This window comes from Actinomyces sp. oral taxon 169 (assembly GCF_013394715.1).
Taxonomy (GTDB): Bacteria; Actinomycetota; Actinomycetes; order Actinomycetales; family Actinomycetaceae; genus Actinomyces.
On sequence record NZ_CP058259.1, the window covers coordinates 74,310 to 95,041 of the forward strand.

The window sequence follows — 20,732 nt, forward strand, 5'->3', positions numbered from 1 at the left end:
GGTGGCTCCCGCAGCGCGGGTGGCCGGGCCGACGGCGCGCTGCGCTCAGGTGGCCGGCGGGGCGGTTGAGCCGCGCACGAGGAGCTCGGTGGGGATAATGACGCTGCGGTCGCCTTCCCGGGTCCCTGAGCCCGCCTGCTCCAGCACCAGGCTCACCATTTCGCTGCCGTGCCTCCTGAAGTCCTGACGCACGGTGGTCAATGGCGGGAAGCTGTACTCGCCTACGTCCAGGCCGTCGAAGCCGACCACTGAGACATCGGCGGGAACCCGCCTGCCCTGCTCGTGCATGGCCCGGATGAGTCCCAGGGCCAGCTCGTCATTGGCGCAGAAGACGGCCGTCACCTCCGGGTCCGCGGCCAGGCGCAGGCCAGCCTCATAACCCGCTGCTGCCTCCCACTCGCCGGCCACCACCTCGGGGACGTCCCTGCCAGCCTCCTGCAGGGTCCTGGCCCAGGTGGCCTTGCGGATGAGGGCGGACTGGGAGTCCTCGGGCCCGCACACGTGGTGGACGGTGCGGTGCCCTAGCTCCAGAAGGTGTGTGACGGCCTCGCGCACCCCACCGACCTGGTCGGCGCTGGCTGAGGGGTAGTAGCCCACGAGCTTGGAGTCCGAGACCGCCACCGGCATCGAGGGCGGCAAGGCCAGTTGCTCGCGTCCCGCCCGTCCGGCCTGCACGACGACGAGTCCGTCGATGGCCTGGTGGGAGAGCCGGTAGACGGCCTCGCGCAGCTCCTCGGAGGTGGGGTGCTCCACCTGGACGAGGTTGACGGCGTAGCCGATGGCGGTGGCGGCCTCCAGCACGCCTGCGGTGGTCAGGGCCTCCCCGGTGCGCTGGATTTGCTGGGTCAGCACGCCGATCGTCTTGAAGGAGCCCCGACGCAGCGCCTGGGCGGCGCGGTTGGGGGAGTAGCCGAGCTGGTTCATCGCGCGCAGGACCCGTTCGCGGGTGTCGGGACGAACGTGCTCCGAGCCCGCCGCTACGCGTGAGACCGTCTGAGCGGAGACTCCCGCCAGGCGGGCTACGTCGCTCATCGACGGCGCTCCCTGCGCGCCCCGGCTCTGCCCTGGCATGGCGAGAGATTATCAGGAGTGTCAGGGGCACCCACATCCTGATGGGATGGTGACGTTACCACAGCGATCCTCCTCAGGGGATGGTGGGTACGGAATTCGGCAGTGAATCTTCCTCGCGGTGAGGATCTCTTCTAGTATGTTAACGTCACCACACAGGCGTCGCACTGCTGCGCGTCCTCTGTTCCCGTCAACCCCCTGGGGAGCCGAACAATGATCGTTCCGAGACACTTCGAGGACCTCGATGTCCTCCATGAACACACACTGCCGCCCCGCTCCTACTACGTGCCCGCATCCCGTCCCATCGCCACCAGCCCCTGGAGGCGGGAGGACTCGGACCGCTTCCACCTGCTCAGCGGCCAATGGGCCTTCCGCTACCTGCCCAGCATCCACGAACTGACTGAGCCCTTCTGGGAGCAGGACACCCCCGCCGTCACGGCCGACGGTGACGAGCTGGGCGAGGTGGACTCCTCCCGCCTCCCGGAGGGCTTCACCATGATTCAGGTGCCCAGCACATGGCAACACTTGGGCTACGACCACCACCAGTACACCAACGTCCGCTACCCCATCCCCTTCGACCCGCCCCACGTCCCTCAGGACAACCCCTGCGGCGCCTACATCCGCGACTTCGACTACACCCCGGATCCCGCCGCCCCCAGCACCTACCTGACCTTCGAGGGTGTGGACTCCTGCTTCTACGTGTGGCTCAACGGCACCTATGTCGGCTACAGCCAGGTCTCCCACGCCTCCGCGGAGTTCGAGGTCACCGAGCTCCTGCGTCCCGGCACCAACCGCCTGGCCGTCCTGGTACTCAAGTGGTGCGACGGTACCTACCTGGAGGATCAGGACAAGTTCCGCACCAGCGGCATCTTCCGCGATGTCTACCTCCTGAGCCGCCCGGCTGCCGTCCTGTTCGACTACGTCACTACTACCTCGCTCGGCCCAGTGGTCGGCACTGGGTTCGATGCAGGCCCGGCTACCGCCCTGGTCAGGATCCAGGCCGCCTACCGGGGCGGGGCCGTCCCCACGTCCGTCGAGCTCGTCGACCACGACGGCGCCGTGGTGGCCGCCGGAGAGTTGGAGCCTTTTGCCGGCGACGACGGCTACACCCGCCGCGTCCGGCTCACCGTCGAGGCCCCCTACCTGTGGAGCGCCGAGGAACCGTACCTCTACACCCTGGTCATCACCACGCCGGGTGAGGTCATCACCGACCGGGTGGGTATTCGTGAGGTCGCGGTGAGCGACGCCGTCGTGCACCTCAACGGCCGGCCCATCACTCTGCGCGGCGTCAACCGGCATGACTCCGACCCGACTACCGGGCCCGTCGTCGGCCTGGAGCACATGCTGTGGGACCTGCGCCTGATGAAGGAGCACAACATCAACGCGGTGCGCAGCTCCCACTACCCCAACGACCCGCGCTTCTACCAGCTGTGCGACGAGCATGGCTTCTACGTCATGTCCGAGGCCGACAACGAGAGCCACGGCACCCAGAGCCGCTTCCTGGCCGACCCCTCCTGGGACAACCAGGTCGAGCACTGGAACGAGCCCATCGCCGACAACCCGGAGTGGACTGAGTCCACTGTCGACCGCATGAGGCTGTGCGTCCACCGCGAGAAGAACCGCCCCAGCATCATCTCCTGGTCCGCCGGCAACGAGTGCTCCTACGGCTGCACCCTCGAAGCGGCGCTCTTCTGGGCCAAGGAATTCGATCCCACGCGGCTGACCCACTACGAGAGCTCCTACTACCGCGACTCCAAGCGCCGCTACGACTACTCCTGCATCGACCTCTACAGCCGCATGTACCCGGCCATCGAGGAGATCCGCGACTACCTGGACTCCGACCCCGACAAGCCCTTCATCCTCGTGGAGTACTGCCATGCCATGGGCAACAGCCCCGGCGACCTCGAGGACTACTGGGAGATCATCCGGGCTGACGAGCGCATGTGCGGAGGCTTCGTGTGGGAATGGTGCGACCACGCGGTCACCGCCGGGAGCAGTGACGACGGACGACCGATCCAGCTCTACGGCGGCGACCACGACGAGGCCGTCCACGACGGTAACTTCTGCGTCGACGGGCTCGTCTCGCCCGACCGCGTCCCCCACCCCGGCCTCGCCGAGCTCAAGAACGTCCAGCGCCCCGCCCGCGTCCTCGAGTACGACCAGGAGGAGGGCCTGCTCACCATCCACAATGACCTCGACCACGCCGATCTGTCCCAGTACCTGCGCATCTCCTACGAGGTGCGCTGCGACGGCGTGGTCGTGGACCGCGAGGACCTCGACCTGGTGGAGCCCGTCCCGCCGCACACGAGCGTCATGCTGCGTTGTGAGCCGGAGGTCCCGCCCACCGGGCGCTGCCATCTGTTAGTCACCTACCGGCTCGCCCGTCCCGACTCGCTGCGGGCCGCCGGCCACATCCTGGGCTTCGATGAGATCGCCCTGCGCAATGCCGACAGGCGCCACCGGTGGGTCGCCGCGCTTGCTGGCCGCCCCATCGGTGAGACCCATCTGCCGGTCAGACGGGAGGGCACTCGGATCGAGATCGACAGCGACAGGCTCAGCTGCGCCATCGACACGCGCACCGGCCTACCCGTGTCCCTGTCCTCGGAAGGCCGCGAGCTCCTGGAGCGTCCGGTGGAGCTCAACATCTGGCGGGCGCCCACCGACAACGACCGCCACGCGCGCCTGGAGTGGGAGCGCGCCCACTATCACCAGGCCGTGGCCCGCGCCTACGGCGTCGACGTCAATGAGGAGCCCGGGCGCGTCACCATCAGCGCCGACGTCGGCCTCGTGGCGCCCTCGGTCCAGCCCGCCCTGCGCGGCCGGCTCATCTGGACCCTCACCGACGACGGCGTCCTGAGCCTGAGCCTGCGACTGCGCCGGACGCTGGGCTTCCCCAGCCTGCCGCGCCTGGGACTGCGCCTCTTCCTGCCCGAGTCCATGAGCCGGGTTGACTACTACGGCCTGGGTCCGCAGGAGAGCTACGTCGACAAGCACCGCGCCAGCTACCACGGGGCCTTCAGCGCCGACGTCGTCGACCTCCACGAGGACTACATCAGGCCCCAGGAGAACGGCAGCCACGCCGACTGCAACAAGGTCCTCCTCTCCGGAGGCGGGCTGAGCCTGGCCGCCGTCGGGCCAACCCCCTTCTCCTTCAACGCCTCCCGCTACACGCAGGAGGAGCTGGCCGCGCGGCGCCGCAACACCGAACTGACGCCGTCGGGCTGCACGGTCCTGTGCCTGGACGCCGCTATGGCCGGCATCGGATCCAACAGCTGCGGGCCCGCCCTGCGGCCCCGCTACCAGGTCGACAGCCAGGAGCTGGGGATGGAGCTCCATCTCCTGCTCAATCCCCTCATCACCCACACCCGCACTCACACCAGCACTCACAACGAGGTGAAGCCATGAGCAGCGACTCCGCCGCCAAGAAGGTCGGCGCCCCCACCGCAGGAAACGGACTGGAGGCGGCCAGCGAGAGGAAGTACCTGAAGTGGTACAACAAGGTGGGCTACGGGTCGGGCGACGTCGCCGGCAACGTCGTCTACGTCCTGTTGACCTCCTTCTTCGTCATGATTTACCTGACGGATACCGTCGGGTTGAATGCGGGCGTTGTCGCAACGCTTCTGATGGTCTCCCGCATCTTCGACGGATTCTCCGACCTCATCTTCGGGACGTTGCTGGACCGCACCAACACGCGGATGGGCAAGGCCCGCCCGTGGATGCTGTGGGGGTTCGTGGGCTGCGCCGTCCTGCTCATCGCGATCTTCGCGATCCCCACGAGCCTGGGGGACACCGCCAAGTACGCCTGGTTCTTCATCGCCTACACGCTGCTCAACGCCGTCTTCTTCACGGCCAACAACATTGCCTACTCCTCGCTGACCGCTCTCATTACCCGCAATGGGGCTGAGCGCGTACAGATGGGCTCCATCCGCTTTATGTTCGCCTTCGGGACGAACCTGCTCATCCAGAGTGCCACCGTGGGCGGGGTGGCCATGTTCGGCGGTGGCGCGAGCGGCTGGCGGACGATGGCGATCATCTACGCGCTGCTCGGTCTGGCGGTCAACACGCTCTCAGTGTTCTCGGTCAAGGAGCTGCCGCCCGAGGAGCTCGAGGAGGAGCCCCAGGAGGACAAGCTCTCAGTGGCGGAGTCGGCCAAGATTCTCGTATCCAACAAGTACTACCTCATCATCCTCATCGTCTTCCTCCTCACCCAGATCTTCACGGCGATGCTCAACATGGGTATCTACTTCATGAAGTATGTCCTGGGGGACGAGGACCTGCTGAAGACCTTCGCCTGGTCGATCAATATCCCCCTCATGATCGGGCTCTTTATTACGCCGTTGGTGGTGAGTCGCTTCGGGGGCATGTACCGGATCAACATCGTCGGCTATGTCATCGCAACCCTGGGGCGGCTCGGGGTGCTCGTGGCCGCTTACATGGACAGCCTTGCGCTCATGCTGTTCTTCTCCGGGGTCGCGGCTCTGGGTATGAGCTCGCTGCAGGGCACGCTCAACGCCCTTATTGCCGAGGCCTCGGAGAATACCTGGCTGCGTACCGGCAAGCGCATCGACGGGCTCATGTTCTCCTGTACCTCGCTCGGTGTGAAGGTGGGGGGCGGTCTCGGCGCGGCCCTTTCCGGGTGGCTGCTGGCCGCCGCTGGGTACGACGGGAACCTCAAGGTCCAGCCGGAGTCCGCCATCCAGATGATCTACGTCATGTACGTGTGGCTGCCGCTCGCGGCCAACGCGCTCATCCTCTTCCTGCTCATGCGGCTCGACGTCGAGAAGGTCAACACCCGGCTCAAGGAGGAGGCCGACGCGCGGGCCGAGGTGGAGGTCGGCGCCGGGGCGACCGCCGGGGGCTCCGTGGCCACAGGGTGGACCGGTGACGCCGTCGGTGGTGGCGACGCCGTCGGAAGCCCGGCTGCCGCGACGGGCATCTCGGAGAGCGAGGACTCGACGAGCTGAGGCTGCGCGAACGGCTGACTCACGGGTGGGGGCGAGACTGAGGCGACGCCGACGGCGCGCCCTCGCTCCCACCCTCCTTCCCGGGGCGGTGCGGGCCGGTGCGACCGGTCAGGATGGGCTTTATCCCACACGAATGCGAAAAATGAGCGTCTTTGGTGGTGAGATCGTCTAAGGCTAGGCTTACCTCGACCGTCGTGACCTGAGATTGATTCGTGACTTGGAGGTCGAGTGTTTCTCGCCAACCTGCTCATCGCCCTGAGGGAGGGCCTGGAGGCGGCGCTCGTTGTCAGCATCATCGTCGCCTACCTCGTCAAGGCCGACCGCCGCGATGCCCTGCCCAAGCTGTGGCTCGGGGTCGGGCTGGCGGCGCTGATCCCGCTGGTCGCCGGCGCCATCATGACCTGGGGCCCCAAGACCCTCACCTTCCAGGCCCAGGAGATCCTCGGCGGCACCCTGTCCTTCGTCGCCGTCGGCATGGTGACCTGGATGATCTTCTGGATGGGGAAGAACGCCCGTGAGCTCAAGGGCGAACTGGAGGGATCACTGTCCAAGTCCCTCTCCGCAGGCAGCTCCGGCTGGGGCGTCGTCTGGATCGCCGTCGTCGCCGTCGGGCGCGAGGGAGTAGAGACCGCCCTGTTCGTGTGGGCCACCGTGCGCTCCAGCATCGAGAGCTCCACCATGCAGACGACGGCGGGCGTCATCACCGGCCTCGTCCTGGCCATCGTGCTGGGCGTGCTCATCTACCAGGGCGCGGTGCGCATCAACCTGCGCGTCTTCTTCGCCGTGACCGGCTACTTCCTCATCGTCGTCGCCGCCGGCATCGTCGCCTACGGCGTCGGTGACCTGCAGGAGGCGAGTGTTCTTCCCGGATTCACGAACCACGCCTGGGACCTGTCCCGCTACTTGCCCGACGGCGCCTCGCCCTTCCACTGGATCTATGTGCTGCTCCAGGCCATGTTCCAGTTCAACCTCCAGCCCACTGTCCTGCAGGTCGTGGGCTGGTGGGTCTACATCGTCCCGACCCTGGTGCTCCTCACCCTCCAGATCACGGGCCGATGGCCCTCGCCCGGACGTGCGGTCGAGGCGGCCCCGGCGGCCGTGAGCGCCGATGAGTCCGACGCCGAGGAGCCCGACGCCGTCGTGACCCCCTGACCACCCCGACCTCCCTCCCCACCCCCTGTCCACGCCACTCCTCACAAAGGAAAGACCATGCCCACCATCAAACGACGCAACGTCCTCACCCTGCTCCCCCTGACCGCCATGGGCCTGGGCCTGGCCGCCTGCGCCGACAACCCCAAGAACGCCAAGGGCGGCGCCTCCGGCTCCGGGGCGTCCCAGGAGATCACGGTGACCCTCACCGATGACGCCTGCAAGCTCTCCTCGACCTCTTTCCCCTCGGGCGTGGTCACCTTCACCATCACCAACTCCGGCTCGGCCCCCAACGAGCTGGAGATCCTCACCGAGGACAAGCTCCAGATCGTCTCCGAGCAGGAGAACATCGGCCCCGGCACCACCACGAAGCTCACCACCTCCCTCAAGGAGGGCACCTACTATGCCGCCTGCAAGCCCAACATGGTCGGCGAGCTCAAGGGCGTTACCGAGCTGAAGATCACCAAGGGCGCCGCCGTCGACATCAGTGCCGACGAGACCAAGGCGCGCGAGGCCGCCGTCACCAACTACACCGCCTACGTGCGCGACCAGACCGGCCAGCTCCTCACCGCCACCCAGGGTTTCGTCACCGCCTACACCTCCGGCGACACCGCCACCGCCAAGAGCCTCTACCCGCTGGCGCGCCAGTTCTACGAGCGCATCGAGCCCACCGCCGAGTCCTTCGGCCTCAAGGAGGCCGGCGACCTCGACGCCGCCCTGGACACCCGCGTCCAGGACCTCGCCTCCGGCGCCGGCAAGGCCGTCACGGACAAGGACGTCCTCGCCGGATGGACCGGATGGCACCGCATCGAGGCCGACCTGTGGGCCCAGGACTCCTCCAGCCCCTTCAAGTTCGCCGACGACGCAGCCCGCAAGAAGGTCGCCGACCAGCTCAACGCCGACACCAAGTCGCTCTACGACCTCGTCTACGGGAACATCACCGGCGCCGGTGGGAAGAAGTTCGAGCTCGAGCTCGAGGACGTCGCCAACGGCGCCTCCGGCCTCCTCGAGGAGGTCGCCAGCTCCAAGATCGTCGGCGAGGAGGAGACCTTCTCCCACACCGACCTCTACGACTTCCAGGCCAATGTCGAGGGCGCCAAGGTCGCCTACGGCAACGTCGAGGAGCTCGTGAAGAAGAAGGACGCCAAGCTCGCCGAGAAGATCACCACCCAGTTCGCGGCGGTTGAGAAGCTCGTCGCGGCCGAGGTCTCCGGAAAAGCCTCCAACGGCCAGCCCACCTACGTGGACTACTCCACCATCGCCTCGGTCCAGAAGGACGCAGGCGAGACCCCCGACAAGAACGCCTACACCGACAAGCAGCGCAAGTTCTCCGACGCCGTCAACGCCCTGAGCGAGTCGCTGTCCAAGGTCGCCGGAACCATCCTCTGAGGCGGCGGCACCAGAGCAACCCGGACACCCCGGAAGGAGACAGCAGTGAGTGGCAAGCCGGCCCACGAGTCGGACACCTCCCCGGTCGCCGACGACGCCGCCCAGGACGAGACCCTGGATGAGCCCCAGGACGAGACTGCGCAGGCGCAGCAGGAGTCGCAGGCCCCGACGTCGGAGGGCCCGGGTAACAGCGCCTCGGCCCCCGACGCGGCGGAGCAGCCCGAGGAGGTGAGCGCATCCGACGAGGCTGACCAGCCGGAGAAGCCGGATGCGACGGGGAAGCCCGGACAGGCCGGGAAGCCCAGTGCCAAGGGCACCAGCCGCCGCGCCATGTTCACCGGTGCGGGCCTGGGTGCCGCGCTCGCGGGCCTGGCCGGTGTGGCCGGCGGCCGCGCCTGGGAGGCCTCCCGCCGGCCCGAGGACGCCATCCTCACGACCTACCCCTTCCGGGGTGACCACCAGGCGGGGATCACCACCCCCGCCCAGGACAACATGTTCACCGCAGCCTTCGACGTCTCCACCACCGACGTCGAGGACCTGAAAACCCTCCTGTCCGAATGGGCCGTAGCCGCCGAGCAGATGACCGCCGGCGAGCTCATCGGCGGCCAGCCCAGCTCCAACAAGCAGCTGCCGCCCAAGGACACCGGCGAGGCCTGGGGCTACAAGCCCAACGGCCTGACCATCACCTTCGGCGTGGGTAAGAGCCTGTTCGTCGACGCCGACGGCAAGGACCGCTTCGGCCTGGCCGCCAAGATGCCCGCCATCCTCAAGGAGGGCATGCCCTCCTTCGCCGGCGACCAGCTCCACGCCGCCCAGTCCGACGGCGACCTGCTCGTCCAGGCCTGCTCCAACGACGCCCAGGTGTGCGTCCACGCGATCCGCAACCTCACCCGCATCGCCTTCGGGACCGCCACACTGCGGTGGAGCCAGGTCGGCTACGGGCGCACGTCGTCAACCTCCGTGGACCAGGAGACGCCGCGCAACCTCTTCGGCTTCAAGGACGGCACCAACAACATCAAGGCCGAGGACTCCACCGACCAGCTCAACAAGCACCTATGGGTCCAGAAGGGCGACGACGCCGCAGCCGAGTGGATGACGGGCGGCACCTACTACGTGGCCCGGCGCATCCGCATGCTCGCCGAGATCTGGGACCGGCTGCGGCTCATCGAGCAGGAGCAGACCATGGGGCGCGACAAGCGCTACGGGGCGCCGCTGAGCATCGCCAACCCCACGAAGGCCTCCGAGGAGTTCACGGCCGTGGACTACAAGGCCAAGGACGACAAGGGCGAGACGCTCGTGCCGGCCGACGCGCATATCGCCGTCGTCTCGCCGGAGCAAAACCAGGGGCGCCGGATGCTGCGCCGCGGCTACAACTACACCGACGGCTCCGACTCCCTGGGGCAGCTGCAGACCGGCCTGTTCTTCATCGCCTTCGTGCGTGACCCGCGCACGAACTTCTACCCGATCCTGGACCGCATGACCAAGAGCGACGCCCTCCAGGAGTACCTCAAGCACGAGGCCTCGGCGCTGTTCGCGATCCCCCCGGGCATCAAGGAGGGCGACACCATGGTGGCCGCCTCGCTCTTCAGCTGAGGCCGGGGTGAGGCGGCTCGGGCGGGCCGCAGTGGTGGCTGCGGTTCTCGCCCGGGACGTACTTTCCGATCGAGGACTGCGCTTTCCTCCAGGCCACTGGGATCTCCCCGTCGCCATCTGGAGGAGAACGCAGTCCTCGTTGCAAAAGTACGTCCTCGATGGGGCGACCGCTCCCGTAGCGGTGGCGGTCAGTGGTCGGCGTCGGCCAGTGCCTTGAAACCGGTGATCGCGGCCAGTGCCACGGCCAGGATGCCGGTCAGGATGAGAGCCAGCGTCCGGAAGGTAGGCGACGACGTCGCCAGGAGCGGGCCGGCGCTCGTGCCGACGAACAGAACGAACCCGTTGAGCGCCATGCCACTGCCGCGGTTGGGTGCGGAGACCAGCCCATAGAGGCTGATCATTGCCGGCGCAGCCAGCGCTACCCCGGCGACGTACACGATGCTGCCGGCCACCAGGCCCACCAGGCTCTGCGCCAGCAGTGCCTCACCGAGCATGCCCAATGCCGACACCCCGAAGCCCAGCCGGGCTATCTGCGCCCAGGGCCACCTGGCCGCGAGCCGGCCCGCCACGAGGCTGAGGAACATGGCCGGAAGGGCCGCCAGGCGAATGAGAATGATCGTCGACGGCCGCATGCCCAGCGACTCCAGATGGCCGCCGATCCCCGTGTACATGGCGACGAACACCATGAGCAGCGTGACGTGCGCCAGGCTGAGCGCCAGAACCGCCGGCCTGACTGCGAGCCGACCCAGCGATGCGAACTGCCCCCGAAGCGACGAGCCCGAAGGGCCGGATGCGGCGTCGTGCACGACGGCGAGGACGACCGCCAGGGCCACGGCCAGCAGCCCGCCGCACAGAGGGAAGAACCACCGCCACCCCAGGTGCAGCGCGACCAGCGAGGCCAGCACCTGGCCAAAGATGCCCGCCACGAGGAACGACGTCGACATCGCCCCGATCCCCCCGGCCCGCCTTGGTGGCGCCAGCGCCTCGGACAGGTAGGCCAGGGCCACGGGTGCGAAACCGGAAGCGCTCAGGCCCTGGATCGCGCGCAGAGCCGCGAGGACTGGGAGCGACGGCGCCAGGGCGCAGCAGACGGTGGAGACGGTAAGGGTCCCCAGCGCGAGCGCCATGGTCCTCCTCCTGCCGTAGTGGTCGGAGACCGGCCCCCAGATGAGGAAGCCCGCGGCGTAAGTGAGGCTGAAGGCCGTCGACAGGGCGACAGTGGCATTGCCATGGAGGTCGGCCGAGATCGGGGCGAGCAGGGGGATGGCGGCGTACAGCTGGGTCAGGACGAGCAGCGCGGTAACCACGAGGGCGGCGGTCGCGCCACTGCCGGCGGGGTAGGCGGTAGAGGTCGAATGAGTGGTCGACTGGGTCGAGGACTCGGGGGAGTGGGTGACGTCGGGATGTTGATCGGGCCGGTGCACGGGAGACATGAGAACCCCTTTCCAACGTAAGCGTTGGAAATGACCCTAGTAGACTGGAGGAGTAGTTGCAACGGTAGCGTTGGAGTTTGCCGCCGGCGCTCGCGGACACGGGAGACGGAGTGTCATGGCCTGGGACACTGAGGGGACCAAGCGCAAGATCAAGGACGCCGCCACCGCCGAGTTCACCCTCCGTGGGCCTGCTGGGACCACCGTCGAGCGGATCGCCAAGCGGGCCGGGGTCAACAAGGAGCGCGTCTACAACTACTTCGGCTCCAAGGACCGCTTGTTCTCCGCAGTCCTGCGCGACGAGCTGACCAGGGCTGCCGAGGCCGTTCCGCCCGCCTTTGACGACGGCGAGGATGCGGGGGACTACGCCGGGCGCCTCTACGACTACCACCGGCAGCGCCCCGAGCTCATCCGGCTGCTGTGCTGGGAGGCCCTCACCTTCGACGACGAGGTGCCCGAGGAGGAGCTGCGGCGCGAGCACTACCAGCGCAAGATCGCCGGGGTGCGCAGTGGCCAGGACTCCGGCGTCCTGACCCGGGACGTCGACCCCGGGGCGCTCATGGTCATGCTCATGTCGCTGACCGGCTGGTGGTCCACCGTGCCTCAGGTGGCCCGGATGCTGTGCGGGCCCCTCGAGGATGAGGAGGCGCACGAACGTCAGCGCGCCGTCGTCGTCGACGCGGCCCGTCGGCTCGCCGCACCTCGCGACTGAGCGTGGGGAGGCCGGCTGGGCCAAGATAGGGCTATGCGCGACCTGAACGACCTGACCCGCCCCACCGTCCCCTCCGGCGCCATCCAGGAGCGCATGCGAGCCGAGACCGAGGAGCGCCGCGGCGTCGTCGGCCCGGCACCGGCCCTGCCCGACGACGCCGGAGCCCCTACCGCCCTGCGCACCGCTCTGAGGGAGGCCGTCGCCGAGCTGGCCCCACAGATCGTCGATCTCTCCCATGACATCCACGACCATCCCGAGACCGGCTACGAGGAGCACCACGCCGTGGCCACGGTCGCCGAGCTCCTGCGCCGCCACGGCATCGAGCCCGAGGTTGGCGTCTACGGCATGGACACCGCCCTGCGCGCCGAGATCCCCGGGGCCGCAGGCGCGGATGCGACGGCCGGAGGCTCCGGCGAGTCGGCCGGCACCATCGCCATCCTCGCTGAGTACGACGCCCTGCCCGGCATCGGCCACGGCTGCGGACACAACGTCATGTGCGCCAACTCCGTGGGCGCCTTCCTCGCCCTGGCCTCCCTGGCCCGCACCCGCCCCGGTGCCCTGCCCGGCCGCGTGATCCTGCAGACCACGCCCGCCGAGGAGAACTCGACCGCCAAGGAGATCCTGGCTGTGCGCGGCATGCTCGACGGCGTCGACGCCGCCATCCAGACCCACTCCTACGCCCACGACGTCACTCACCAGACCTGGCTGGGCGTGCGCCGCCTGCGCGTCATCTTCCACGGCGTGCCGGCCCACGCCGCCTCCCAGCCCTTCATGGGCCGCAACGCCCTGGACGCCGCCACCCTGGCCCTGACCGGCATCGGCCTGCTGCGCCAGCAGATGCTCCCCATGGACCGCCTCCACGCCATCATCACCGACGGCGGCCAGGTCCCCAACATCATCCCCGAGCGCACCGAGCTGTCCATCATGGTGCGCTCGAAGTACCTCGAGACCCTCAAGGAGATCGCCGAGCGGGTCGAGGAGGTCCTCCACGGCGCCGCCCTCATGACCGGCACGGGCGTCGAGATCCTCACCTCCGAGTACTGCAACGAGGTCCCCGTCCGCGACAACGGCCCCCTGCTGACCTCCTGGGTGCGTTCCCAGCGCGAGCGCGGCCGCGACCCCCTGGCCGCCGGGGTCCTGCCTGAGACCATCGCCGCCGGCACCGACTTCGGCAACGTCTCCCAGCGGATCCCCGGCATCCACCCGCTTATCAAGGTCACCGACCGGCCCGACGTCGCCCTCCACACCCCCGCCATGACCGAGGCTGCCGGCGCCCCCACCGGGGACGCGGCCGCGCTCGACGGCGCCTACGGGCTGGCCGCCGTCGCCCTGGACTGGCTGCACGACGCCGAGCTGCGCCGGGCCGTGCGCGCCGACTTCGAGGCCACCGGCGGGGCGATTGACGTCGCCGACTTCTGGGAGGAGTGAGGCGGGGGCGCGCCCTGGCCGCCCCGGCTGTGTCGGCTGTGTTGCCCGCGTCGGCTCTCAGGCCGCCGGGCGGCGGATGAGCAGCGCCCCGGGGTCGATCCGCACCCGCATGCTCTGCGTGGGCGCCAGGAGGTCTCCGTCGACCTCCACCAGGGCCGGCGCCGAGAGCTGGACGGCCACCTCCCCGCCGCGGCGCAGCACCACCCGACCCAGTGAGCGGCCGGACTCGGAGTAGTGCGCCGCGTAGGGCGGCAGCACCTGGCGCGCCAGTGAGCTCCAGCCCGCCAGGCCCGCCACCGTGTCAATGGCGGCAACGTCGAGCAGGCCGTCATCGGTGCGGGCCTGCGGCAGCAGGGTGATCCCGGCCGGGAGCCGGCCGCCGTTGGCCACCAGCAGGTTGCGGGCCCGCAGGCGCTCGAAGCGCCGCGCACCGGCCTCGTCCAGGAGACTGAGCACCAGGTCCATGCGCGGAGAGCTCAGGTTCTCCATGGCCGCCAGCGCATAGGCGCCCCAGCCGACCCGCGCCTTGAGGGCCGGGCGCGTGGAGGCCACCAGTCCGGCGTCGAAACCGATCCCGGCCACCACCATGCAGGCGTGCTCGTCGCCGAGTGTGGGCCGAGTCCACTGATGCGGCCGGCGGGTCGCCCTCTGGATGGTGCGCACGGCCCGGGCCGCCTCAGCCGACAGCTGCCGGGAGTCGGCCGGGTCGGCCGCTGTGGGCGGGGAGTCCGGCGGGGCTGCTGCGGCTCGGTCCGTCAGGGCTGCGGAGTCTGCCCGCCCGCGGGGGTCGTCTGGCGGCGTCGGGTCGGGGAGGGCGCCGGGATCGGACCAGGGCTCGGTGCGTACCCAGGCCAGGTCGGCGGGAAGGTCGACGCCGTGGGCCACCACTCGGGCTGCAGCCCGGGTATCCCCGACCGGCACCCCGAGGTTGCGGGCTGCCAGGTTCGCCGTGCCCAGCGGGATGATGCCCATCTGGGCGCCGGTGCCGGCCAGGCCGGCCGCCACCGAGCGCACCGTTCCGTCACCGCCGGCGGCCACCACCAGGCTCGCCCCGGCCGCCAGGGCCAGGCGTGCCTGCATCGTGCCGGGCTCGGAGACGCTCGTCTCCAACCACACGGGCCCGGCATAGCCGGCCTCGTGCAGCTCGTCCTCCAGCAGGGAGCGCACCGCGGCGGTGGCGCGCGGCTTGGAGGGGTTGACGACGACGCAGGCCAGTGGCCGCCCGGTGCGCGTCGTCGCCCGGGTGCCGCCGTCGGTGCCGCCCGTCATAGGGGCAGGCTAGTCGCCCGGGCGGCCCGGGTCACGGTTCGCGGGGCGCTGTCGAGGAGAAGGGAACCGAGCGTGCGCCGCCGGCGAGGGCAGCCCCGGAGGACAGGTTAGGCCGCAGCCGGGGCCACGACGGGGGTCACGGGCAGGTCGGCCTCTTCGACCAGGCGCGAGATGAGCTCGGCCAGCTGGGCGAAGTCGGCGCCGCGGGAGGAGGAGACCCGGTGCACCAGGCCCATGCGACGCATCGGCGACTCATCGCCGAAACGGGCGATGCCGTACTCCGAGGAGGGGGTCAGCAGCTGGAGCGCCCCCTCGGGGATGATGGTCACGCCCGAGCCGTGGGCGACCATGCGGGTCACCGTCGACAGAGTGGTGGCCACCGCGACCGGGGGCTGGGAGCCGTAACGCTGGCACAGGGCCAGGGTCTGGTCGCGCAGGCAGTTGCCCTCGTCGAGCAGAAGGAGGGGCTGGTCGTCGAGCTCGGCGGGGCTCACGTCCGTGCGGCCGGCCCAGGGGTGACCGGCGGCGGTCAGGACGACGAGCCGCTCGTCGAACATCGGGATCGCGGTGGTGCGCTGGAGGTCGTCCTCCAGGGCGATGATGGCGGCGTCGAGGCGCCCCTGGGCGAGCTGGTCGAGGTTGTCCCCGGTGACCATCTCACGCAGGTCCAGGTCCATCTGGGGCAGGGCCTCGCGCAGGCCGTCGATGAGAACGGGGGCCAGGTAGGGCGCGATGGTGGGGATGATGCCCAGGCGCATCGTGCCGCTCAGGACGGCACCCTGGCTGGAGGCGGCCTCGCTGAAGGCCTCGGCGGCCAGGACGGCGTCCCGGGCGTAGGGCAGCAGGGCCTCGCCCAGGGAGGTGACCAGGACGCGGCGGGTGGTGCGCTCCACCAGCTCGCCGCCGACGCGCTTCTCCAGTGCGGTGATGGCCTGGGACAGGCTGGGCTGGCTGACGCCGAGAGCCGTGGCGGCCTCGCCGAAGTGCTGGTGGTCGCACAGCGCTACGAAGGCCCTCAGCTGGGAGAAGGACGGAGATGATGTGGTCGGCATGAGTTGTGGTCCTGTGGTTGGGGCCCGCATTCATGGCGGTCGGCGAGCCTGATATGACGGAGTGACAGAAAATCGGGGACAGACGACTAGCCGGGAGGTTGTGGGGAGAGTGGTGCGTGGGAGGTGTGGGCGAGCCGCCGACGTGGCGGCTCGGAAACACCGTCGGGAACGATAGGGCGCACCGATTGAAATGGATTCTATTCACAGGTGGATTGCGTTGGTAAGAGGGAAGTGGGTCACGTTCGCCGTCGGACGGTAGTGCGGGCGGGGGCGAGCGTGTATGGGCCGCGGCCTCACCGGACTCGCGCCGCGACCATCCAATCTCCCGGATGATTCCAGGGTTTCCAGGCCCTCGGGTCGCCCCGACGGCGGGGTGGGCGCCGGGGCGACGATGTCGATTCCGGTCCGCCGCGCCCCCGAGTGTCGGCTCGGCCACTCGCCCGTGACTTTGGTCGTCCCCGGCTCTCCCGGTCTGCGCCGCCCGCCGCGCTCGCGGCCCGGATCGGCTCAGGTGCCGATCGAATGCTGTCTGGGCCGCGGTCCTGACTACACTCGGCACCATGATCGACCTGCGTGCGCTTCGTGAGAACCCCGAGCCCTTCCGCGCCAGCCAGCGAGCCCGTGGTGCCGACGTCGATCTCGTCGACCGCGTCATCGCCGCCGACGAGACCCGCCGTCAGGCGCTGGCCGCCTTCGAGAACCTCCGCGCCGAGCAGAAGCAGGTCTCCCGGTCCGTGGGGAAGGCCTCCCCGGAGGAGCGCCCCGCGATCCTGGCCAACGCCAAGGAGCTGGCCGAGCAGGTCAAGGCCGCCGAGGCCGCCTCGTCCGCCGCCGCTGCCGAACTCGACGACCTGGCCCGCCAGTTCGCCAACCTCATCGAGGGGGCGCCCTCGGGCGGCGAGGAGGACTACGTCGTCCTGCGCCACGAGGGCGGCCAGCCCCGCGACTTCGCCGCCGAGGGCTTCGAGCCCGCCGACCACCTGGCGATCGGCGAGGGCCTGGACATCATCGACACCCGCCGCGGCGCCAAGGTCTCCGGGGCCCGCTTCTACTACCTCAAGGGCTGGGGCATGCGCCTGGAGCTGGCCCTCATGACGGCCGCCCTGGACGCCGCCGTCGCCCACGGCTTCACCCCGATGACCACCCCCACCCTCGTGACCCCGCAGGTCATGGGCGGCACCGGCTTCCTGGGCGCCCACAGCGACGAGATCTACTACCTGCCCGCCGACGACCTCTACCTCACCGGCACCTCCGAGGTGGCCCTGGCCGGCTACCACGCCGACGAGATCCTCGACCTGTCCGCCGGGCCCAAGCGCTACATGGGCTGGTCCACCTGCTACCGGCGCGAGGCCGGGGCTGCCGGCAAGGACACTCGCGGCATCATCCGCGTCCACCAGTTCAACAAGGCGGAGATGTTCTCCTACTGCCGCCCCGAGGACGCCGAGGCCGAGCACGCCCGACTCCTGGCCATGGAGGAGGAGATGCTGGCCCTGGTCGAGCTGCCCTACCGGGTCATCGACACCGCCGCCGGGGACCTGGGCTCCTCCGCCGCCCGCAAGTTCGACTGCGAGGCCTGGCTGCCCACCCAGCAGCGCTGGATGGAGGTCACCTCCACCTCCAACTGCACCACCTACCAGGCCCGCCGCCTGGCCGTGCGCGAGCGCCGCGAGGGCGGCACGAGCCCCGTGGCCACCCTCAACGGGACCCTGGCCACCACCCGCTGGATGGTCGCCATCCTGGAGAACCACCAGCAGGCCGACGGCTCGGTGCGCGTGCCCACGGGCCTGCGCCCCTACCTGGGCGGCCTGGAGGTCATCGAGCCCGTCGGCGCCACCGCCTGAGGACCGGCCCGTGAACCCCACGCCCGCCTCCAGCCCCGGGGCCGCCCGCGAGACCGACGCCGTCGGCGAGCCCGCCGGCTCCGAGCCCACCGGCAACGGTCCGGCCGTCAACCCCGCCACCGGGATCGCCCCGGCCGGCCAGCCCCTGACCCAGCTGGGCGGCTCCACGGAGTACCTCGAGCACCTCGAGGACGGCGCCGACCGCACCGCGGCAGGCGGCGAACGTGCCCTGCGCCGTCGGCCCTTGGACCACGAGGAGTACCACGCCCTCGTCCAGGACCGGATGCGGGACCTCGACGCCCTGGAGGCCGACGGCGGCGCCCGGCTCGCACCCGGCCACGGGCTCGTCGTCGCCCTCGACGTTGATGGCACCATCCTGGACATGGACGGGCGCGTCTCGGAGCGGGTCATGGCCTCCGTCGCCCGTCTGCGCGCCCACGAGGTCCCCGTGGTCATCTCCACCGGCCGCGGGATCGCCGCCGCCATGCCGGTGGTGCGCCACCTGGGGCTGTCCACCGGCTGGATGGTGTGCGCCAACGGCGCCATGACCCTGCGGCTCGACCCCGACGCCCCCGGCGGCTACGAGGTGGTCGACTCGCGCACCTTCGACCCGCGCGCCGCCATCGAGACCCTCCACGCCGCCGTGCCCGACGGGATCCTCGCCGTGGAGGACCCCGGCGTCGGCTTCAAGGTCTCCCGGCTCTTCCCCGACGGCGAGCTCATCGAGGACCAGCGGGTCGTCACCTTCGACGAGCTCGTCTCCCGGCCGGTCACCCGCGTCGTCCTGCGGGCCCCGGGGATGTCCGTGGAGCGCTTCTCCCAGATCGTGGCCAACTCCGGGCTGCACTCGGTGGAGTACGCCATCGGCTGGACGGCCTGGCTCGACGTCGCCCCCGAGGGCGTCACCAAGGCCTCCGCCCTCGATGCGCTCATCGCCCGCCTGGGCACCGACTCCGCCCGCGTCCTGGCGGTCGGGGACGGCTCCAATGACGTCGAGATGATCGAGTGGGCCGGGGCGGGCGTCGTCATGGGCAGCGCGCCGCAGTGGGTGCGCGACCGCGGCGATATCCTGACCGAGCCCGTGTGGCGGGACGGCTGCGCGGCCGTCCTGGACGCCCTCATCGAACGAGTAAGGCACCCCTGATGCGACACTCCCCCCTCCCTGTCTCCCAGCACAACTCCATCCCCGAGGAGCACGCCGCTCGCGCCGCCGGCCCGTCCGGTGGGGCGAGCGCCCCCGGCCGGGGCCGCGTGCGCCGTCGGCTGCGCAGAGGCGGCCGCCTCCTGGCGGCCGCCAGCACCCTGACCCTGGCGGCCGCCGCCACCGCCGCCTGCTCAGCCGGCGGGGCGGGCTCGGCGTCGGCCACCGGCTGCGCCGCCTACCAGGCCTACCAGGGCCACAAGGGCGCCACCGTCACCATCTCCAGCAGCCTGACCGGCACCGAGGCCGAGCGCTTCGAGGCCTCCGTGGCCGAGTTCGAGAGCTGCACGGGCATCAACGTCGAGCACACCGGCACCACCGAGCTGCGCTCCCAGCTGCTCAACGGCTCGGGAGCCAACCTGTCCACCAGCTCGGGGGCCTCGCCGTCGAGCCAGGACAACCCGGAGAACCTGCCCGACCTGGCCATCGTGCCCCAGCCCGCCATGGTGGCCGAGCTCGTCGACACCGGCGTCGTCCACCCGCTGCCCAACCAGGTCAACAGCAATGTGGAGGCCGGCTGGGACCGGCACTGGATCCAGGTCGGCATCCACGCCTCCGTGCCCTACGGCGCCCCGCTCATGGCCTCGCTGAAGTCCCTCGTGTGGTACTCGCCGGACGCCTTCGCCAAGGCCGGCTACGAGGTGCCCGACACCTGGGCCGAGCTGGAGGCCCTCACCAGCAAGATCCGCTCCGACCACCCCGACGGCTCCGTGACGCCCTGGTGCGTGGGCGCCGCCGACGGGGAGTCCACCGGCTGGGTACTCACCGACTGGCTCGAGGACGCCCTGCTGGCCACCCAGGGGCCCGGCGTCTACGAGACCTGGGCCTCGCACCGGGTTCCCGTTGACTCCTCGAACGCCGTCGAGGCCCTCGGCGCCGTCAACTCCCTGGTCCTGGACAACGGGCGTGTCGTCGGTGGGCGCGGCTCGGTCATCTCCCGCACCCCCGCGCAGGCCGGCGCCGACCTGGCCAAGGGCAGCTGCCTCATGCTGCACGCCTCCTCCTCCTTCGAGAGCCGCTTCCCCGAGGGCACCGTCATCACCGACGCCGACGGCGCTAACCCGGTGACGGTCCAGGCCCCCCGCCCGACCGCGAGTCCTACCGCCTCCGGCGGGACGGCCGGGGCGACGGCGTCGGCCAAGAGCACGGCCAGCGCAGCGGGCACGACGAGTACGGCGGGTTCGTCTGGAACGAAGGTCTCGGCCTTCGTCACGCCGGCGGCGGACCGCGGATCGGACTCGGTGCTGGTGGGGACCGACTACCTCGTGGCCTTCACCCGCTCAGACGCGGTCAGCGCGGTCATGGAGTACCTGACCTCCCAGGAGTGGGCCCGCACGCGGATGGCGCTGGGCGGGGTGGCGACCGCCAACCAGGGTGTTGATCCGGACCTGGCGCCCAGCGACGTCGGCCGGCGCGCCACCAGGCTGCTCCAGTCGCGCCAGACGACCGTGGAGATGGATGCCTCGGACTCGATGCCGGTGGGTGTGGGTAGCAGCGCCCTGTGGGTCGGGCTGAGCCGGTGGTCGACCGGGACGGTGACCCCCAAGGAGGCACTCAAGCAGGCCGAGGCGGCCTGGCCCAAGCAGAAGTAGCCCTCGGGCGGGGTGGCCGGGCGGTGCAGCCGGCCTCGGGTGGG

General features: G+C 70.2%; 14 protein-coding genes. 10 read left to right on the plus strand and 4 right to left on the minus strand.

From position 1 onward, the window contains the following. Window positions 1-45 precede the first annotated feature (45 nt). Window positions 46-1,032, minus strand: coding sequence for a LacI family DNA-binding transcriptional regulator (locus HW274_RS00315; RefSeq protein ID WP_185988943.1), 987 nt, complete (start codon window positions 1,030-1,032; stop codon window positions 46-48). Between the two features lie 249 nt (window positions 1,033-1,281). Between HW274_RS00315 and HW274_RS00320 the strand changes: the two genes are divergently transcribed. From HW274_RS00320 to efeB, 5 genes are all read left to right on the plus strand, one after another. Continuing rightward, a complete protein-coding gene (locus tag HW274_RS00320) occupies window positions 1,282-4,473 on the plus strand; it encodes a glycoside hydrolase family 2 TIM barrel-domain containing protein (RefSeq protein WP_185988944.1) in 3,192 nt (1,063 codons plus the stop codon). Then, complete coding sequence (locus HW274_RS00325) at window positions 4,470-6,032, plus strand: MFS transporter (protein ID WP_185988945.1); 1,563 nt, start codon at window positions 4,470-4,472, stop codon at window positions 6,030-6,032. Before HW274_RS00320 ends, HW274_RS00325 begins: the two co-directional genes overlap by 4 nt. A gap of 228 nt (window positions 6,033-6,260) precedes the next feature. Continuing rightward, window positions 6,261-7,184 carry an iron uptake transporter permease EfeU gene (gene efeU / locus HW274_RS00330; protein ID WP_185988946.1) on the plus strand — a complete coding sequence of 308 codons (924 nt, stop codon included), beginning with the start codon at window positions 6,261-6,263 and terminating at the stop codon, window positions 7,182-7,184. Between the two features lie 57 nt (window positions 7,185-7,241). Next, entirely contained in the window at window positions 7,242-8,570 is a 1,329-nt protein-coding gene (efeO, locus tag HW274_RS00335) for an iron uptake system protein EfeO (RefSeq protein WP_075405317.1), read from the plus strand. A gap of 45 nt (window positions 8,571-8,615) precedes the next feature. Beyond that, on the plus strand, window positions 8,616-10,163 hold the full coding sequence (gene efeB, locus HW274_RS00340) for an iron uptake transporter deferrochelatase/peroxidase subunit (protein WP_185988947.1): 1,548 nt from the start codon (window positions 8,616-8,618) through the stop codon (window positions 10,161-10,163). A 188-nt stretch (window positions 10,164-10,351) separates the two neighbouring features. On the opposite strand, the gene HW274_RS00345 is transcribed toward efeB, so the two are convergent. After that, window positions 10,352-11,596 carry an MFS transporter gene (locus tag HW274_RS00345; RefSeq protein WP_185988948.1) on the minus strand — a complete coding sequence of 415 codons (1,245 nt, stop codon included), beginning with the start codon at window positions 11,594-11,596 and terminating at the stop codon, window positions 10,352-10,354. 115 nt (window positions 11,597-11,711) lie between these two features. Between HW274_RS00345 and HW274_RS00350 the strand changes: the two genes are divergently transcribed. Both HW274_RS00350 and HW274_RS00355 read left to right on the plus strand, forming a co-directional pair. Beyond that, complete coding sequence (locus HW274_RS00350) at window positions 11,712-12,305, plus strand: TetR family transcriptional regulator (RefSeq protein WP_075255178.1); 594 nt, start codon at window positions 11,712-11,714, stop codon at window positions 12,303-12,305. Window positions 12,306-12,338: 33 nt separating this feature from the next. After that, window positions 12,339-13,733: an amidohydrolase gene (locus tag HW274_RS00355; protein ID WP_185988949.1), complete on the plus strand. Its 1,395-nt coding sequence runs from the start codon at window positions 12,339-12,341 to the stop codon at window positions 13,731-13,733. A gap of 57 nt (window positions 13,734-13,790) precedes the next feature. On the opposite strand, the gene HW274_RS00360 is transcribed toward HW274_RS00355, so the two are convergent. Together HW274_RS00360 and HW274_RS00365 are read right to left on the minus strand one after the other, a co-directional pair. Continuing rightward, a complete protein-coding gene (locus tag HW274_RS00360) occupies window positions 13,791-15,002 on the minus strand; it encodes a diacylglycerol kinase family protein (protein ID WP_185988950.1) in 1,212 nt (403 codons plus the stop codon). A 107-nt stretch (window positions 15,003-15,109) separates the two neighbouring features. Then, window positions 15,110-16,054 (minus strand): hydrogen peroxide-inducible genes activator, encoded by a 945-nt coding sequence (locus HW274_RS00365; RefSeq protein ID WP_185988951.1) that lies wholly within the window; start codon window positions 16,052-16,054, stop codon window positions 15,110-15,112. Window positions 16,055-16,614: 560 nt separating this feature from the next. Here HW274_RS00365 and serS point away from each other — a divergent pair. Genes serS through HW274_RS00380 form a run of 3 tightly spaced genes read left to right on the plus strand, consistent with a single transcriptional unit; the run spans window position 16,615 to window position 20,688 of the window. After that, complete coding sequence (gene serS, locus HW274_RS00370) at window positions 16,615-17,895, plus strand: serine--tRNA ligase (protein WP_070511151.1); 1,281 nt, start codon at window positions 16,615-16,617, stop codon at window positions 17,893-17,895. Between the two features lie 10 nt (window positions 17,896-17,905). Continuing rightward, window positions 17,906-19,039: an HAD family hydrolase gene (locus HW274_RS00375; RefSeq protein WP_185988952.1), complete on the plus strand. Its 1,134-nt coding sequence runs from the start codon at window positions 17,906-17,908 to the stop codon at window positions 19,037-19,039. Continuing rightward, window positions 19,039-20,688: an ABC transporter substrate-binding protein gene (locus tag HW274_RS00380; RefSeq protein WP_185988953.1), complete on the plus strand. Its 1,650-nt coding sequence runs from the start codon at window positions 19,039-19,041 to the stop codon at window positions 20,686-20,688. Before HW274_RS00375 ends, HW274_RS00380 begins: the two co-directional genes overlap by 1 nt. Window positions 20,689-20,732 lie beyond the last annotated feature (44 nt).

What these genes read in the sequence shown, in the direction of transcription:
- HW274_RS00315 (WP_185988943.1), bottom strand. Translation starts at nt 1,032, where the DNA reads ATGAGCGACGTAGCCCGCCTGGCGGGAGTCTCCGCTCAGACGGTCTCA.
- HW274_RS00320 (WP_185988944.1), top strand. Translation starts at nt 1,282, where the DNA reads ATGATCGTTCCGAGACACTTCGAGGACCTCGATGTCCTCCATGAACAC.
- HW274_RS00325 (WP_185988945.1), top strand. Translation starts at nt 4,470, where the DNA reads ATGAGCAGCGACTCCGCCGCCAAGAAGGTCGGCGCCCCCACCGCAGGA.
- efeO (WP_075405317.1), top strand. Translation starts at nt 7,242, where the DNA reads ATGCCCACCATCAAACGACGCAACGTCCTCACCCTGCTCCCCCTGACC.
- HW274_RS00345 (WP_185988948.1), bottom strand. Translation starts at nt 11,596, where the DNA reads ATGTCTCCCGTGCACCGGCCCGATCAACATCCCGACGTCACCCACTCC.
- HW274_RS00350 (WP_075255178.1), top strand. Translation starts at nt 11,712, where the DNA reads ATGGCCTGGGACACTGAGGGGACCAAGCGCAAGATCAAGGACGCCGCC.
- HW274_RS00355 (WP_185988949.1), top strand. Translation starts at nt 12,339, where the DNA reads ATGCGCGACCTGAACGACCTGACCCGCCCCACCGTCCCCTCCGGCGCC.
- HW274_RS00360 (WP_185988950.1), bottom strand. Translation starts at nt 15,002, where the DNA reads ATGACGGGCGGCACCGACGGCGGCACCCGGGCGACGACGCGCACCGGG.
- HW274_RS00365 (WP_185988951.1), bottom strand. Translation starts at nt 16,054, where the DNA reads ATGCCGACCACATCATCTCCGTCCTTCTCCCAGCTGAGGGCCTTCGTA.
- serS (WP_070511151.1), top strand. Translation starts at nt 16,615, where the DNA reads ATGATCGACCTGCGTGCGCTTCGTGAGAACCCCGAGCCCTTCCGCGCC.
- HW274_RS00380 (WP_185988953.1), top strand. Translation starts at nt 19,039, where the DNA reads ATGCGACACTCCCCCCTCCCTGTCTCCCAGCACAACTCCATCCCCGAG.